Annotated in this window: 11 protein-coding genes and 1 tRNA gene; 7 read left to right on the top strand and 5 right to left on the bottom strand. The window is 62.4% G+C overall.

All coding sequences use genetic code 11. The features are described from left to right. Nucleotides 1–6 precede the first annotated feature (6 nt). Nucleotides 7–1,698 carry an ABC transporter permease gene (locus ACSQ3I_RS16030; protein ID WP_436000507.1) on the top strand — a complete coding sequence of 564 codons (1,692 nt, stop codon included), beginning with the start codon at nt 7–9 and terminating at the stop codon, nt 1,696–1,698. Continuing rightward, complete coding sequence (locus tag ACSQ3I_RS16025) at nt 1,686–2,714, top strand: ABC transporter ATP-binding protein (RefSeq protein WP_436000506.1); 1,029 nt, start codon at nt 1,686–1,688, stop codon at nt 2,712–2,714. Before ACSQ3I_RS16030 ends, ACSQ3I_RS16025 begins: the two co-directional genes overlap by 13 nt. Nucleotides 2,715–2,780: 66 nt before the next feature. Here the strand turns inward: ACSQ3I_RS16025 and ACSQ3I_RS16020 are convergent, their stop codons facing one another. Next, nucleotides 2,781–3,155, bottom strand: a complete 375-nt coding sequence (locus ACSQ3I_RS16020; RefSeq protein ID WP_436000505.1) for a DUF4189 domain-containing protein — start codon at nt 3,153–3,155, stop codon at nt 2,781–2,783. 240 nt (nt 3,156–3,395) lie between these two features. On the opposite strand from ACSQ3I_RS16020, the gene ACSQ3I_RS16015 reads away from it, so the two are divergent. The 4 genes from ACSQ3I_RS16015 (at nt 3,396) to ACSQ3I_RS16000 (ending at nt 6,436) form a co-directional block, all read left to right on the top strand. Beyond that, entirely contained in the window at nt 3,396–4,502 is a 1,107-nt protein-coding gene (locus ACSQ3I_RS16015; protein ID WP_436000504.1) for an endonuclease/exonuclease/phosphatase family protein, read from the top strand. Then, entirely contained in the window at nt 4,502–5,263 is a 762-nt protein-coding gene (locus tag ACSQ3I_RS16010) for an NUDIX hydrolase (RefSeq protein ID WP_436000503.1), read from the top strand. Before ACSQ3I_RS16015 ends, ACSQ3I_RS16010 begins: the two co-directional genes overlap by 1 nt. A 51-nt stretch (nt 5,264–5,314) precedes the next feature. Further along, nucleotides 5,315–6,232 carry a PhzF family phenazine biosynthesis protein gene (locus ACSQ3I_RS16005; protein ID WP_436000716.1) on the top strand — a complete coding sequence of 306 codons (918 nt, stop codon included), beginning with the start codon at nt 5,315–5,317 and terminating at the stop codon, nt 6,230–6,232. A 128-nt stretch (nt 6,233–6,360) separates the two neighbouring features. Next, nucleotides 6,361–6,436 (top strand) — tRNA-Lys (locus ACSQ3I_RS16000). Nucleotides 6,437–6,607: 171 nt separating this feature from the next. Here ACSQ3I_RS16000 and ACSQ3I_RS15995 read toward each other — a convergent pair. From ACSQ3I_RS15995 to ACSQ3I_RS15980, 4 genes are all read right to left on the bottom strand, one after another. Next, the gene (locus tag ACSQ3I_RS15995; protein ID WP_436000502.1) at nt 6,608–8,323 is read right to left on the bottom strand and encodes a sensor domain-containing diguanylate cyclase; all 1,716 of its coding nucleotides are present in this window, start codon (nt 8,321–8,323) and stop codon (nt 6,608–6,610) included. Between the two features lie 205 nt (nt 8,324–8,528). Next, entirely contained in the window at nt 8,529–8,981 is a 453-nt protein-coding gene (locus ACSQ3I_RS15990) for a hypothetical protein (RefSeq protein ID WP_436000500.1), read from the bottom strand. 84 nt (nt 8,982–9,065) lie between these two features. Then, complete coding sequence (locus ACSQ3I_RS15985) at nt 9,066–11,837, bottom strand: winged helix-turn-helix domain-containing protein (protein ID WP_436000499.1); 2,772 nt, start codon at nt 11,835–11,837, stop codon at nt 9,066–9,068. A gap of 117 nt (nt 11,838–11,954) precedes the next feature. Then, nucleotides 11,955–12,914, bottom strand: a complete 960-nt coding sequence (locus ACSQ3I_RS15980) for a sugar phosphate isomerase/epimerase family protein (RefSeq protein WP_436000497.1) — start codon at nt 12,912–12,914, stop codon at nt 11,955–11,957. 384 nt (nt 12,915–13,298) lie between these two features. On the opposite strand from ACSQ3I_RS15980, the gene ACSQ3I_RS15975 reads away from it, so the two are divergent. Further along, nucleotides 13,299–16,058, top strand: coding sequence for an ATP-binding protein (locus tag ACSQ3I_RS15975; RefSeq protein WP_436000495.1), 2,760 nt, complete (start codon nt 13,299–13,301; stop codon nt 16,056–16,058). Nucleotides 16,059–16,104: the final 46 nt, after the last annotated feature.

Here is a 16,104-nt window from a genome sequence, read left to right as displayed (position 1 = left end):
ACCGAGATGACCCGATCCGCTTCGGAAAGCAGCCAGCCCCGCTGGCTGCTTCCTTTCGTTGTCCTTGCCGTTGCTTTCCTGAGCGTCCTGCCGCTGTCGCGCCTTGCCTTCGCCGGTTTTGTCGCCCTGTTGCGCGGTGACCTGGGCGGGCTTCTGGCCGATCCCGCCCTCTGGTCGTCGGTGCGCTATACGCTGGAGACGGCGCTTTTCGGCACGGCGATCTCCGTGATGCTTGGCGCCACCTTCGCTTTCCTGCTGACGCTGACCGACCTTAGGGGGCGATCGATCCTCGGCTTCCTCTTTGTCCTGCCGATGATGATCCCGCCGCAGGTGACGGCGCTGGCCTGGGTGCAGATGTCCGGCCCCTCCAGCCCGCTGCTAAAGGCGCTGCACATCGCCCCGCCGCTCGGATCGCCGCAGCCGCTTTATTCGGTCGGCGGCATTGCGCTGCTGTTTGGTGTGCAGCATGCGCCGCTCGTCTACCTTGCCCTGCGGGCCGGACTGATGGCCCTGCCGCGGGACGGCATAGAGGCGGCAAGACTTTCCGGCGCCTCCGGGCTGCAGGTGTTTCGCGATATCGTTCTGCCGCTGTCGATGCCGGGCCTGATCGCAGGGGCGGCCATCGCCTTCGTGTCCTGTGTCGGCAATTTTGGTATTCCCGCCATTCTCGGCATACCGGCTTCGATTTATACGCTGCCGACGCTGATCTTTTCGAAGTTTTCCGCTTTCAGTAGCCGGACCTTTGGAGAGGTGGCGCTATTGTCGACCGCCATCGCAGTGATCTCGGTGGTGGGCCTCGCCGTCCAGGAGCGGGCGCTGCGGGGGCGGGATTATCGGGTCATCGGTCTTGCCGGCGCCATCGCCACATTCCGGCTCGGAGGCCTCAGGCTGCTGGTCGCCCCGCTGTTATGGCTGCTTTTGTTCTTCGTGCTCGTGGCGCCGTTCCTGGCGCTGCTCGCCGGCGCGCTGGTGCCGGCCTATGGCGTGCCGTTGACCTTTTCGACCATGTCGTTCCATGCTTTCGAGGAAGTGCTGTTCCGCCAGTCGGCGACACGTACCGCCTTCGCCAATTCGCTCTTCCTGTCGGCGACGACCGCATTCGGTCTGCTTCTGCTGACGCTGCTTGTCGGTTATCAACTGGCGTCGCGCCGCGGCGTGCTGGCGCGGGTACTGACGGCGCTGGTGGAAATCCCCTACGCCTTGCCCGGCATCGTGCTTGCGGTCGCCTTCATCCTGGTTTTCGCCGGCCCTCTGCCGCTGCTGAACGTCACGCTGTACGGCACGATCTGGATCATCCTGATCGCCTATTTCTCCAGCTTCTTCGCCGTCAGCCTGAAGCCGGTGGTCAGCGCCTTTCATCAGCTCGATCCGGCGCTGGAGGAGGCAGCACGACTGGCCGGCGCCGGCTTTTACCGGCGGCTTGTCGATATCGTCGTGCCGCTGGTGGCGCCGGCGGCCGGTGCTTCCGTCATCCTGGTCTTCCTGATCGCCTGCAACGAATTGACCGTCTCGGCCCTTCTATGGACGGCCGGCACGCAGACGCTCGGCGTGGTGATCTACAATCTCGACGACAGCGGCGGTTCCGACCTGGCTTCGGCGTTGTCCGTATTGGTGGTGGTCATGGTGGTGGCGATGATGCTGGCGCTCGAATTTTTCGCAAAACGCCTGCCGAAAGGGGTGCTGCCGTGGCGAAGCTGATCCTCAACCATGTCGGCAAGGATTTTGGCGGCGGTCGTCCCGCCGTCTTGGCATTGTCGCTCGACGTGCGGGCCGGCGGCTTCCTCGCCTTGCTTGGGCCGTCCGGCTGCGGCAAGACCACGGTGCTGCGCATGATCGCCGGCTTCGAGCAACCGAGCGACGGTTCCATTCTGCTTGGCGACCGGCTGCTGGCCGACGCGGCCTCCATGGTGCCGCCGGAGCGGCGCAACATGGCGATGGTGTTCCAATCCTATGCCCTGTGGCCGCATATGACGGTTGCCGAAAACGTCGGATATCCCCTGAAGGTGCGCGGCATTTCCGGCGAGCGCGGGCGCAAGGCCGTCGCCGATGCGCTGGATGCCGTGCGGCTGCGAGACCATGCCGACCGGCAGCCGGCGGCACTTTCGGGCGGTCAGCGGCAGCGGGTGGCGCTGGCGCGATGCCTGGTGACATCGCCGGATGTGGTGCTGCTGGACGAGCCGCTCGCCAATCTCGACCGCCACCTGAAGCAGGAAATGGAAGAAACGTTCCGCGATTTCCACAATCGCTCCGGCGCCACGATGATTTACGTCACCCATGACCAGAGCGAGGCGATGGCGCTTGCGACCGAGGTCGCGGTGATGTCGGAGGGCCGGCTGGTGCAACTGGCGCCACCGGAAGAAATCTATGCGAGACCCGAAGGGCGGATGGCAGGCGCCCTGATCGGGCAGGGCGCCATCCTGCGGCTTCCGCTGACCGAGGGAATGCCCCGTCTGCTCGACTGGCCGGCCATCCGGCCCCTGTTCCAGGATGGTGCCGCAGGCGCTTCCGCGGATATCCTCGTTCGTCCGCAGCATGTGGCAATCGACGCTGATGGCATCGCCTGCCGTGTCGTGTCGGCTATTTACGAAGGCGAGCGTTATGCCTTGCGGCTGGCGTTGCCGGACGGCCAGATCCTGCGGGCGTTCAGTGCCGTCAGAGTTTCGGTTGGCGACAAGCTGTCGGTTGCCATCCTGTCGGCCTGGTGCCTTGCCTGAACGATGTCAAGCCGGACGGCAACTGCCGCCCGGATACGCCGATGGCTGACCCGTAAAACCTGTCGATCAGGGACGGGCGCCCGAGCACTGCCAGCGGATGACTTCGCAATCATAGGAATATTGCGAGCAGCTGTTGACAGCTTCGCGCTCGGCGCGGCGGCGGTTCGTGCCCCAGCCGGAACCCCAGCCATCCGGGCCGGCAGCTACGGCGCCGCATGCATCGCGGAACCACAGGACCTTGCAATCGCCGCGTCCGCAATTGCCCATCGCGGCGCGTTCCGCGCTGCGGCGCGAGGGGTGGTCATAGGACCAGCCAAGGGCGCCGGTGCGGCGCGAATAGGCGATGGCGCCGTAGCTTTCCGCGAAAGCCAGCTCCGGGACGGAGGTGGCGGCGACTGCCATCGTCATGAGGAGGGTGAGGGTGCGAAGTCCGATCTTCATGGTGGATCCTTGATCAGCCGGGAGGGGAATGTTGGTTGAGAGTGTCGCGGCAGGCAGCGTCCCCCGACACCTGTCACGATATGTCTGAAATACGTCCGGAGAAATGAAAATAATCGGTGGGAAAACCCTGGCGGGCGACTATTTTTGGGAGGCTGCGCCTCCTCTCTTTCGACCGGCCGTCGGCCTTTCCCGGCCTGTCACCTGCCGCTAGACTGCCTGAGCTTCAACCGGAATTGATTCATGTCGCTTCGCCTTGCCACGTTCAACATCGAAAATCTCATGACCCGGTTCGATTTTACCGGTTTTCGCAACCAGCTGCGGCAGGATCGCGTGCTGAAACTGTTCGAGGTCGATGGTGAGGAACAATATCGGCGGCTGGAGGAGGCAAGGGCGATTGCCTCGACCGACGACACCAGGCAGCTCAGCGCGTTGGCCATATCTGAGGCCGATGCCGACATCATCTGCCTGCAGGAGGTGGACAATATGAGCGCCCTGCAGGCCTTCGAATACGGCTATCTGTTCCGCATGGTCGGCAACGGTTATCGCCAGAAATACCTGGTGCAGGGAAACGACAGCCGCGGCATCGACGTCGCGGTGCTGATGCGCGAGGAAACGATTGACGGACAGAAGATCGAGCTCGTCGACATCCAGAGCCATGCGATGATGACCTTTCTCGACCTGCCGCCGGAACTCGGGCCTTTTCCGGCGGAGAACCCGAGCGACAAGATCTTCAAGCGGGATTGCCTGGAGGTGGACCTGCGCATCGGCGGTCAGCCGCTGACCCTCTATGTCGTGCATTTCAAGTCGATGGGTCCCAGCCGCGACGGGCTGGACGGGCGGGATTCAACCATGCCTGTGCGCAGGGCGGAGGCGCTTGCGGTGCGCCACATCATCGAGCGACGCTTCGGCAAGGGGCATACGGCGAACAAGCGCTTCGTCATCTGCGGCGACATGAACGATTACCAGGAGCGCATCGAGGTGATCGGTACCCGCCGCACCGGATATCGCTTCGTCCATCACGACGAGGCGGAAAGCGCCCTCGATGTCTTCAGCCATGACGGCTTTGCCGAAAATGTCATGCGTCGCCGCGACGTCATGGATCGCTGGACGCTCTATCATGCGCGCGGGCCGCAGGAGCAGCATCTCTGCCAGCTCGACTACATCTGGCTTTCCCCATCGCTGGCGGCCAGCAATGCCGGCCAGGTGCCGCAGGTCATTCGCGGCGGCCAGCCGTTCCGCACGGTGTTTCCGCCGGGGCAGGAGGTGGAGCGGTATCCGCGCACCGGCTGGGACCGCCCCAAGGCGTCGGATCATTGTCCGGTGGTCATGACGCTGGACCTCGTCTGATGCCGGCATGCGCGGACTATCCGCTCGGCTGGCCGCCGGAAGACGCTATCTTCCCTGTTGCCGATGCCGAGCTTGTGGTGGTGGCCGATGAGCATCCGTTTCATGCCGCCGAAAAAGATGCCGCTGCCCGCAACTGGCAGGAGGAAGTCGCTGCCAACCCGGCACTCTACGACGGCTCGATGGTGTTCTTCTCCCGCATGGCACTGGGGGAAGAGGGGCTGCGGGGGCAGGGGCACATGGTGCCGTTTTCCACTTTCATGTGGTGGCGCAAACGGCCGCAGCCGGGCAGCGTCCACCTCTTCGCCTGGGCCATCCCTGTGTCGCGCGACGGCGCGGTGATCGCCATCCGCATGGGAGGCCATACGGCCAATCCCGGACAGGTCTATTGCGCCGCAGGTTCGCTTGACGGCAACGATATCGTCGACGGCCGCTGCGATATCGCCGGCAACATGCGACGCGAGGTTCTGGAGGAGACAGGTCTCGACCTTGCCGCCGCCGAGCCTATGTCCGGATATCACGCCCTGCACCGCAATCGGCGGATCACCATCTTCCGCTTTTTCCGCTTCGACCTTTCAGCCGAGGAGATGCTGGAGCGTATCGCCGCGCATATGCTGGTCGATGAAGAAAAGGAAATCGACGGTGCCGTGGCGATCCGTTCCGCCGATCCCGGTGCGCATGCCTATAACGGCATGATGCTGCCGATTCTGCGGCTGTTTTTCGACGAGGGTCTGCCGGACGAAAAGCCTGTTGCGCCAAGCTGATGGCTGGGGCAGGTTGGGCGACCGCCGATGAATGATTCAAAGGAGAGCGGCATGGCGCACGACTACAGCATCTATGATGTTTTCACGGATGTCAGGCTGGCCGGCAATCCACTCGCCGTTGTCTTCGATGCCGATGGCTTGAGTGACGCAAGCATGCAGGCGATCGCCGCCGAGATGAATCTCTCCGAAACGGTTTTCTGTCTGGCGCCGGCCAATCCCGGCCATGCCGCGACGATCCGCATCTTTACGCCGACACGCGAACTGCCCTTTGCCGGGCACCCGACGGTGGGGGCTGCGATCGCTCTTGCCGAGAGGGTACATTCCGGTCGGGCCGGTGCTCTGGACCTGGTGTCCGTGCTGGACGAAAAAGTCGGCCCGGTGCGTTGCGCCGTGCGCTTGAAACCGGGCGAGGCCAGCTTTGCGGAATTCGACCTGCCGCGCAGATCGGCGAAGATCGCGGCAAAACTCGACCGTCAGGCGCTCGCCGATGCGCTGAGCCTGAAGTCGACGGAGATCGGTTTCGAAAATCACGTGCCGTCCGTCTGGAGCGCCGGCGTTCCCTTCCTGATGATCCCGGTTCACGATCTCAGCGCGGCGCAGCGGCTGGAATTCGACGCCAATCTCTGGGAGCGCACCGTGCCCTTCGTCGAAGGCCGGCTGGCCTCCGCCTATGTCTATTGCCGCGGCGGGGTGAACCATGGCGCGAAGTTCCACGCACGCATGTTTTCTCCCGATATGGGCATCCCCGAGGACCCTGCAACAGGCTCGGCAGTGGCGGCATTGTCCGGTCCCATCCACCATTTCGACGCACTGCCGGACGGCCATCATGCCATGGTGATCGAGCAGGGCGTCGAGATGGGGCGCCCGTCCTTCATTCATCTGCATATCGACGTCGAAGCGCAGGAGATCGCAGCGGCACGCATTGGCGGGCAGGCGGTGCGCGTTGCTGCCGGCGTTCTCGATCTCTGATTTTCCTTGTCTTTTTGGTCTTCCCAATTTTTTTCGGCAATTTGCGAAGTTTTTTTGTCAGGCCGCTGGACAATCCTCCAGATCCTGTTTATACGCCGCATCACGCCACCGGAACGGGGCGGACGGACGGGTGATTAGCTCAGTTGGTAGAGCAGCTGACTCTTAATCAGCGGGTCGTAGGTTCGAGCCCTACATCACCCACCATCATCTTCCCCTTACCATCAGGGGAGTGACTGCAAGAGGATCGCTGATATCCTTTTACAATGATCACAATCTTATCACGAATGATATGATCGAATGTTGTGCCCGAGCTTTTGAGGCTTTGGTTTACTGCGTTCGCCAGCAAAACCGCTCCACGCTTTTGCTGGAATTGCCCTATGCGATCATTGCCCCTTTGTTCGGGGCGGCCCTCGGCGCCGGCGTTGCCCTTGTCGTGCTGCGGGTTCGGTTTCGGCCCGCGCTCTTGGCTTCGTAGAGCAGCTTGTCGGCCCGCTCATAGATTTCGGCAAAACCTTCTTCGGCAATGCAATCCGTCATACCCATGCTGGCCGTTACGGGCCGTTGCAGGCCTGTAACCGCACTAGCGACAAGTGCGGGGATCGCCTGCCGTCGGCGCTCGGCTTCGTGTCCAACATTGTCGCCGCGCAGGAAAAGCACGAATTCTTCACCGCCGAGGCGGTAGGCGCTGACATCGGGGCTTGGCTCGAGCGCATCGGCCACTGCCTTGAGGACCGCATCGCCGGCTGCATGGCCGTACACATCATTGATGGTCTTGAAATGATCAAGGTCGATGATCGCCAGCGTGGTGAAACCATCGGCGCGAAGCTGCTTGAACTGCCCCTCGATGGCGCGCCGATTGAGCAGCCCCGTCAGCGGGTCGGTTTCCGAGAGTTTCTCAAGCACGTTGGCGACGGTCCGGGCATGGTCTCGCTCGTGCCTCATCGTTACAAAACGTTCCGCCAGGCCGAGCGTCGTGAAGAAGACTTCACACACGCAGCCGGCATAGAACAGGAGCATGGCGTCCGTGCTGTCGAACCAAGGGATCACCCCCGTGACGAAACGAATCAAGCCGACCAGGACCATTGGCGCGTATCCGATGGCCTGGAACCGCGCAGCGCGGCTTCCGCGGCGCAAGGCATCGATGTTCGCCATCAGGAAGACGGCCAGGATGGGCGCAAATGCGGCCGTGTATGCGCTAGATTGCCTGGGCCGCGCAACAAACGGGAATGCCGCATGAAAAATGCTCAGGAACAGGGCCCACGCTGCGCAATAGGGCAGCAGCCGTCGCAGAACAGGATGCATCAACCCGGGCTCGATGAAGCTGTAGGTGAACATCATTCCAGACGCGACGGTCATCCCGAAGACAATGGCCGTTATCCAGTTGAGCGTCATCGCCGGCGGATCGAACAGCACCACCGACAGTCCGGATGAAACCAGGATGGTGACCAGCAGGGAGAGCGTGAGCGCCGAGTGCCAGAGAACGAAGGGTTCCCGCAGGATACGGTAGAACGCAACATTGAAGATCAAAGGCATTACGAGCATGCCCGAAAGTCCCGCCAGGATCAGCAGGAAACGCATGCCGCCGCTGCCTGCATCTGCCTGCGCCAGATATGCTCTCTCCAGCGTCATCCGGTGGCTTGGCAGATCGATGGCGACGATAATCTGCCGGGTCGCGCGTGTTATTTCCGGCAGGGTGGCTTTGAAATACCCGCCAACCATGGCGCTGGGCAAGGCTTCGGCTGCGACGGAAATTTCGCGAACGGCGTCATCCTGGTCGATCGCCAGCAGATGCAGCGTCTCGAGTGCGCTTCGCCTGGAAAGGAGGTATCGGGGGAGAGGTTCGCCCGGGCCGACATCGAAGCGCAGCAGCACCCGCTCGGCATCAATGGAGTAATTCCGGTCGGAGCAGGACCATCGCCCGGCCGTGCCTGCAATTGTCGCCACGTCTTCCGACAGGCTGCCGGATGCCCAGCAGGAACTGCGAATATTGCCGGAATCAGCTGCGTTGGCCGATCCGGCACCGAAGTGCGCCAGCATCACGAGAAGCAGAAAGACCGCCAGAAATCCTTTTTGGAATCCACTCGAAGTCATGGCTCCAGATTAGGGCCAAAAGCTTTTGATGCCGTTAATCGCCAAAGGGGTGCCCGCGACCGGCCTGGGGCACGGACGTCGTGCCATGCAGGAATGGGCCGCCCCAAAACGCCTGTCTCTCCGATCGCGGAGACTGCCATCGGGAACGCCCCGTCAATCGAGGCAGGGATTTCGGTTGGAGCAGGGCTGCGAACGAATGGTGGCCTTATCGGGCTTTCGAGAGCATCGCATGTATGCGTGGCACGACGCCTTCGGCGGGATTGATGGTCTCCGAGGCGATCACCGCTTTGCCGCCATCGAGGAATTCTGAGATCGCCTGGGCGATTTCGGGATGGGCCAGTTCCGCGCCTTCGGCAAACAGGATCAAGGTGTCGAAATCCTCTGTGTAGACCCGCCCGAGGGGAATGGATTCGGACAGTTCGTCTCGTGCGAAGGCATCGGCCATGAGCCTGGCGACGACAGCGTTGTCCAGCAGGCGGCGCATGTCGCCGACGACGGCTGAGAAGCCGCCGGACCTCGATGCGAGTACGATTTCCAGCCCGGCATCCTTGAGTTCGTAATAGAGGCTGGCCAACCTGAGCGGAGAACCGGCTGAGACGACGGAAACATCTTCGTCGGGTAATAGCAGTAGAACCCGGGATGGAACGGTGTCCGTCATCGCAATGTACCCCTTTCAACAAGGGTTTATGATGGCAGATGACCGATCACCAGTTGCATGTTGTGAATCGTTGTAAATGTCGAGCTAATGGAATGATGAAGGCCGCGCGGCGGACAAAACGTCGGTCGCGGATTTGATTCCGGCAAACTCAGGCTGCATCGCCGCATGTCTGCCGATCTCGGACATCACCCGACGTTCCCATTCCAGCGCCCCGTCCGCTCGGGCCGCGTCGAGCGCCGCCCGGAAACATTCGGCAGCGGCAGCTTCGGCACCAGGCCCGGCATCGTCGAGCACCAGGCTTCCTTTCACCCGCAGGAGTTCCGGCAGGCACCATCGCTCGCCGGAGCTGCGGCAGGAGGCGATGGCGTCGTCGAGCAGCGTCAACGCGTCTGGATGACGTCCCAACTGGGCCAGACCCTTTGCTTCCGCGATGATGAAGCCGGAGCGGAAGTTCGTGAACCCCGCACGCTGCAGCGTCGTCAGTTCGGCGCAGAGTTGCGGCACCCCTACCGAGGCGCGGCCTTCCGCGATCGCGACCTCGGCTTCGAAGCAACGCGCATAGGTCTGCCACAGATCGAGCGACAGCGATGCGGTGTGGTCCATCAACAGGGAGGCGTATTCCTTGGCGAGATCGAGCCGGCCGTCGAGCAGGGCAAGAGGGCACCCCGCCTCGGCGAGAACGTGCGTCAGCGAGACTTCATGCTTGATGGCCAGTGCCTGGTTGACCGCCGTTTCGATGACGGTAAAGGCGAGTTCACGATCGCCGAGTATCCAGTGGCATCGCGCCAGCGTGATACGCGCGGTCACGCCTTGATCCAGATGATAGCGGCCAGAGGCGGTGGTCGCCGGCACATGCTCGATATCGGCGAGCATCGTCAAAAGCAGGTCGCGTGCTTCCAGGTGGCGGCCGAGCCAATGGAGCGTGGTCGCCACCAGTCGTTTGCCCACGACGACGTCCATGGGGTCGGCAGACCTCTGGGCGAGAGACGTGAAGCGTTCGGCGAACACCATCGCCTTTTTCGGCTCGCCGCTGGTAATCGCGTCGACCCACAGCGCCCATACCGCGCGCAATTGAAAATCGTTGTCGCCAGCGTCCTCGGCGATCTTCAAAACCTTGGTCCAGGCTTCGACCCCTTTGTCGGGCCGGGATATCGATCGCATCGCTGGCCAACCCAGCGCCGCATAAAGCTTCATCCGGCTTCGCGCATCGCCCTCCGGCGCGACGTCGACCGCGATCGCCCGGGTGACCCAGAACGTCGATTCCTCCATCAGCGTCAGGCGGAAGAACAGCGGCAGGGCCGCGACGACGAGCCTGGCCGCAGTATCGGCATGACCGCTTGCCGAGAACGCCCATTCCGCCGCAAGGCGTATGGACGGCAGATGTTGGGCATAATCCTGCGACCATTCCTCAAGGGGCTGGGAAAACATTTCGTCCTCGGCGGCCTCGAGGAGATGTGTGAGCGACTGAGCGGCGGACAGCAAGACCTCGGGTTCGCGGCCACTCTCCGACAGTTTGGAGCAGGCATGCAGCCTGGTCGTGTCGAGCAGACGGAACTGCGTCCTCCGGCCTCTGGGATCGGCGACGACAAGTGACTTCGAAACGAGGTCGTCCAAGACAGTTTCCGTGTCCGTCGTCATGGTGATGTGGGCGGCGGTTTCCATCGTGAACCAACCGCGCAAGAGGGAAAGCTCTTGAATTGCCTGCTGTTCCTTGACCGGCAGGAGGTCGTAGCTCCAGTCGAGCGTGGCGCGCAATGTCCGATGCCGCGGCAATGCCGTCCTGGTCCCACGGGACAGCACCTTGAAACCGTCCTTGAGTGAAATGGCAAGCGCCTCGACGCCCATCGTTTCCAGTCTCGCGGCGGCGAGTTCGATCGCCAGAGGGATGCCGTCGAGCCGGCTGCAGATTTCGACGACGGATGGCGTATCACCCTCGGACAGCTGGTAGCCGCCAAGACAAGCATCCGCACGCTCGACGAACAGACGGACGGCCGGCGATTTCAGCGCCTGCGCCACGATATTTTCCTGTTCATCGGCTGCGTCAGCGGTGGGCAGATCGAGAGGGACGACCCTGTGGACACGCTCGCCACGCGCCCGCAACGGCTCGCGGCTGGTCGCGAGGATGCGGGCCGGGCCGGGCGACAGCAACACTTTCTCCGCGAATGCCGCCGCATGCGCGACGACATGCTCGCAGCCATCGAGGATGAGGAGGAGGTTGCGGTCATTGAGACGGGTCGAGATTGCCTCCGCCAGACCTTCGCTCTTGAGGGCGATTTCCATCCTTGCGGCCACGAGCGGCGCCAATGCCTCTCCGCGCTCGACTTCGGCAAGATCGATCCAGACCATTTTCTGGCCAAAACGATCCACGACCGACCGGGCGATCGCCGTCTTGCCGATGCCGCCGGGTCCGGTGATCGTCAGCAATCGGGTCGAGGACAGGTTATCGACCAGCGAGGCAATCACCTCGTCCCGGTCGACCAGGCCCGGAGGAGGGAGCGTCTTGTCGATGCCGAGTTCGGCAGTGGTCGCCGCGTCTGCAATGCTCGTGGAGAGCGGCCCGATGAACGAATAACCGCGCCCCGGAATGTTGGCGATGTATTGCGGCTCGCGCCTCGTATCGCCCAGCGCACGGCGAAGCGCCGAGATGTGGACGCGAAGGTTGGCCTCGTCGACATAGGTATCCGGCCAGGAGTTCTTGATGATGGCGGCGTTGGTCTGGAGTTGGCCGGCGTTTCGGACGAGATAGATGAGGATGTCCATGGCGCGGCTGCCAAGCGGGATCGGCTGGCCGTTCAGCAGAACGGCACGCTTGCTCGTCCGCAGAACGTACGGACCAAATTGGAACTCCTCTTCCAAGCATCGTCTCCCCGGCCGGCCCACACCGTAGAGCATGGATCAGACCCGCTGCCAACAATCCGCAGCGAAACTTACTCAACTCAAGAAGAGCTGCCTATTGTGCTTTCGACCAAGAGATCAGATTTGTTGAAGTGAAAAATCCGATGGTGCGACGGGCAGGAATTTTCTGAACATGTCCATCGTGGTGCGCAGGCCTTCGACATTGGCGACCAGGAAGTCTTCGTGCTCCACGGACAGCCAGCCGTCATAACCGACCATTCGCAATTCGTAGACGAACGACCGCCACCAGCCTTCGGTATGACCGAATCCGGGTGTGACGTAGCTCCAGCTTCGACCCGCCACATCCGCGATCGCGCCATTGTCGAGAAGTCCCATCGTTGGCTGGACACGTTGGTTCAGGAGCGTGTCCTTGATGTGGACATGCTGGATCGCATCCTTGAGAGCGGCGATCGAGGCGAGGGGGTCGGCGCCCATCCAGAAGAGGTGCGACGGGTCGAGATTGGCACCGACGGTCGGGCCGACCTCGCTCCGCAACATCATGAGGGTGGGGACATTGTAGACGCATTGATGTCCGCACAGCTCGAGTGCGATCTGCTCGACGCCGCATTGTCGCGCCAGGCTCACCGTGTCACGCCAGAAAGGAAAGAGGACATCGTTCCACTGGTAGTTCAATGTCTCCTGAACTTCAGGCGGCCAACTCACCACGACCCAGTTTGGCAGCCGGTCGCCAGGGCCGCCGGCGGGTAGTCCGGACATCGTGCAGACGGTCCTGACCCCCAGTTCTCCCGCGACACGAATGGTGTCGTGAAGGCAGTCCGCCTGCGTAGCGTCGGTGGGGTGCAATGGGTTTCCGTTGGCGTTCAGCGCAACGATTTCGAGGCCCCTGCTTTGGAATTCCTGCCGGAACTCCCGCCGGGTCTGGGCGCTCGCAAGCATGGCGTCCAGGTCGAAATGCGGCGCCGTCGACCACCCGCCCGTGTTCACTTCGACACCGGACATTCCGAGTTGGACGACCTGATCCAGCATTTCCCCCAAGGGAAGCTTGGCAAGGCTGTCGGAAACCACGCCGATCTTCATTCTTCTCCTCCCAGGGATGAATGAGGAAGAGCCGCCGCCAGGCCGATGCCCTGATAGGCTTTCGCGCCACCCTCCATGCCGATATCCCCAGTGAAAATCGTTTGACGCATGTCTGCTTGATTAAGCAGTTCAAAACATGCAGCCCCAAGTCAATGGCTGAAAATTTCTGCAAATCTCTGTAAATTGAGGCGCTTCCCATCGAGACCTGCGCCTGTATCTGTCTTTTTGCTTCATGTGCGCGCCGAAATATCGCCAGCGAATGGCTTCCTGATCGCTTGGCCATTCCCGAGCAGAGGAACGGGCGATGGCTGCAATTCTTTTCAAAGATTTATTCGACTGATCTGACCGCGGTGCTACCTTGCCTCCGCTCGACGGAGACAGACGGTGGAAGAGGGATTCAGATTCGGCCCCTTCGAGTTGAAGGTGGCACCGAAAACCGTGACCCGCGACGGTGAACCCGTCGTGCTGGGCAGTCGTGCCGTCGAAATCCTTCTCTTCCTGGTTTCCCGCGCCGGCCAACTCCTGACGAACGCGGAAATCGTCAAGCACGCCTGGCCAGACACCTATGTCGATGACACCAATCTGAGGGTTCATATCTCGGCGTTGCGGAAGGCGCTCGGCGACACCAAGTCGGAGTCGCGTTACATCGCGAATGTCCCGGGCCGGGGCTACACGTTCATCGGGTCGGTCGTGCGTCTATCGGAGCCGCCGGGCAAGCCCGCCGCCCGAAATCCTCAAGCGAGACGTTTGTCCGGCATCTATGGTCGCGAGCGGGCGGTCGACACGCTCCTGGATCAGATGGCGAAAGCGCGGTTGCTGACGATCGTCGGTCCCGGGGGGATCGGAAAGTCGACCCTGGCTCGCGCCGTGACGGATCAAGCCGCCGCCGAGATCATCTGGGTGGATCTTGCCGAACTCGCTACGGGCGAACTGATCTCGACCGAAGTGGCGTCGAAGCTGGACATCCTGTCGAGAACCGACGACATCCACGCTGAAGTCGCGTCGGCGCTTGAAGGGCGCGACATCATCCTTGTTCTCGACAGCTGCGAACACGTGGTCGACGAGGCCGCGATTTTCGTCGAGGCAATTCTCTCTGCCACCACCACGGCCCGTTTCGTTGCCACGAGCCGGGAACCTCTGAGAGCGTACGGCGAGTGGGTCCACCGCCTCGAACCGCTTGAGCTTCCCGCGGAGAATGCATCGGTCCTGGAAGCCTCACGGTCCGCAGCCGTCCAGCTGTTTGTCGAACGCGCCGCAGCGGTGCGGGGCGGTTACGAGTTGACCGACGAGGATGCGTATCATGTCGGCGATATCTGCCGCCAACTGGACGGCATCGCGCTCGCGATCGAACTTGCAGCGGCGCGCATGGACAGGATGTCGGCCAAGGCGGTTGCGGCATCCCTGAGCGACCGGTTCCGTGTCCTGACGCGGGGCCGGCGAACCGCCCTGCTGCGACACCAGACGCTGAGAGCCACGCTCGACTGGAGCTACATGGTTCTGTCGATCGAGGAGCAGAGCGCACTCCAGCAGCTTTCCATCTTCAGGGGGTGGTTTTCCATGCCGGCTGCCGTCGCGGTGCTTGCCGGCTTTGACCCCGACGACCTCATCGACAATCTTGTCAGCAAGTCGCTCATGGTGATCGAGCCGGGGTCCGAAGGGACCCGGTTTCGGTTGCTCGATACCACGCGCTTCTACGCGTTCGAGAAACTGACGGAAAGCGGCGGGACCGCGACCGTCGTTGAACGCCTGGCCAGGTTCCTGACCCGCTTGCTGGAAGAGAACGAACAGACATTATACTCGACGGCCCTGGAGGAGTGGCCGGAGGATTTTTCGCAGCACGTGCCAAGCCTGCGCCTTGCGCTCGGTTGGGCTTTCGATCCCGGCGGCAATGCCCTGGCGGGCGTGCGATTGACGGTTGCCGCATTGCCCTTGTTCTTCCGGTTCTCGCTGCTCGACGAATGTTTCGTCTTCGTCACCAGGGCGATCGCCTATCTCGACAACCATCCCGACCTCGACGAACGAAGCCGGATGAAACTTTACGCCGCTCTCGGCTGGCCGCAGATGAGGTCGACTGAAGGGCCGCAGAAAGGCATCGATGCCTGGACCACGGCTCTGCGTATCGCGGAACAACTCGGTGATATCGATTATCAGCTTCGCGCCGTCTGGGCCCTCTGGGTCGATGCCATAAATCGTGCTCAGCCGCTGCTGGGGCTTGAACTGGCGCAAATGTTCCAGGCGCGCGCCGCGGCATCGCGTGAGGCCGTCGACGCGGTGGTCGGCAAGCGGATCATGGGTGCGACCCTGCACTGGCTTGGCCGGCATGCCGAGGCGTGCGACCTTCTCGAGCAGATGATCGAGGAATACGAGGCGCTGCCGCCCACCACGCGGTTTCAGTTCGACCAGAAGGCCACGGCCAGGATCATCCTCGCAAGATGCCATTGGGTTCTCGGGGATGCCGAGCGCGCCCTGCGGCTGGTCGAGGAGACCGTCGAATACACGATGTCGATTGGCCATGAGCTGTCGCTGACCAATGTGCTGGCCGAGGCCGCGTGCCCGATCGCGCTTCTGGAGGGCAGGGTCGATCTGGCCGAAAAATACATCGTCCTGCTCGGAGAGCACACAAAATCGCTTTCGCTGGATGTCTGGAGCGCCTACGCGCGCTGCTTTGGCGCCGACCTGGCGTTCCGCGAGGGGCGAGCGGACGCGTGCCTGAGCGAACTTTGTGCGAGCATGACGGTTCTGGAGAAGGCCGGGTTTACGCTCTTCAAGTCCGCGTTTCAGTCGCTGGAAGCCCAGGCGCTCGGCAGCCTGAACCGCTTTACCGAGGCGCACCAGGTCATCGACGCGGCATTGCTGGACGGCCAGAGTTCCGGCGAACGGTGGTGCCGTGCCGATCTCCTTCGGGTCAAAGCCCGGCTGATCCTGCAGGAGGGAGGGGGCAACGCGCTTTCCGCGGCCAATCACTTCTTCGAAGCGGGATTGGAACTTGCCCGTGGCGACAAAGCGGTCGCGTGGGAACGCAGAATTTCGGCCGATCTTTCCCGCGAGCTTGCGGGGTATGATGATGAGGAGGACGTGACCCCGGAAACTGTCATCGAAGCTGCAGAAGGGGCAAACGTCCATCACAGCACCGGCCTGCAGTAGGTTTTGTCTGTGTGCGAACAGAGCCGTTCGCACCGATTCACAAGCA

This window comes from Rhizobium sp. LjRoot30 (assembly GCF_964253915.1).
GTDB lineage: Bacteria > Pseudomonadota > Alphaproteobacteria > Rhizobiales > Rhizobiaceae > Metarhizobium.
Note: the sequence above shows the minus strand (reverse complement) of the source record. Positions and strands in the feature narration are given on the sequence as shown.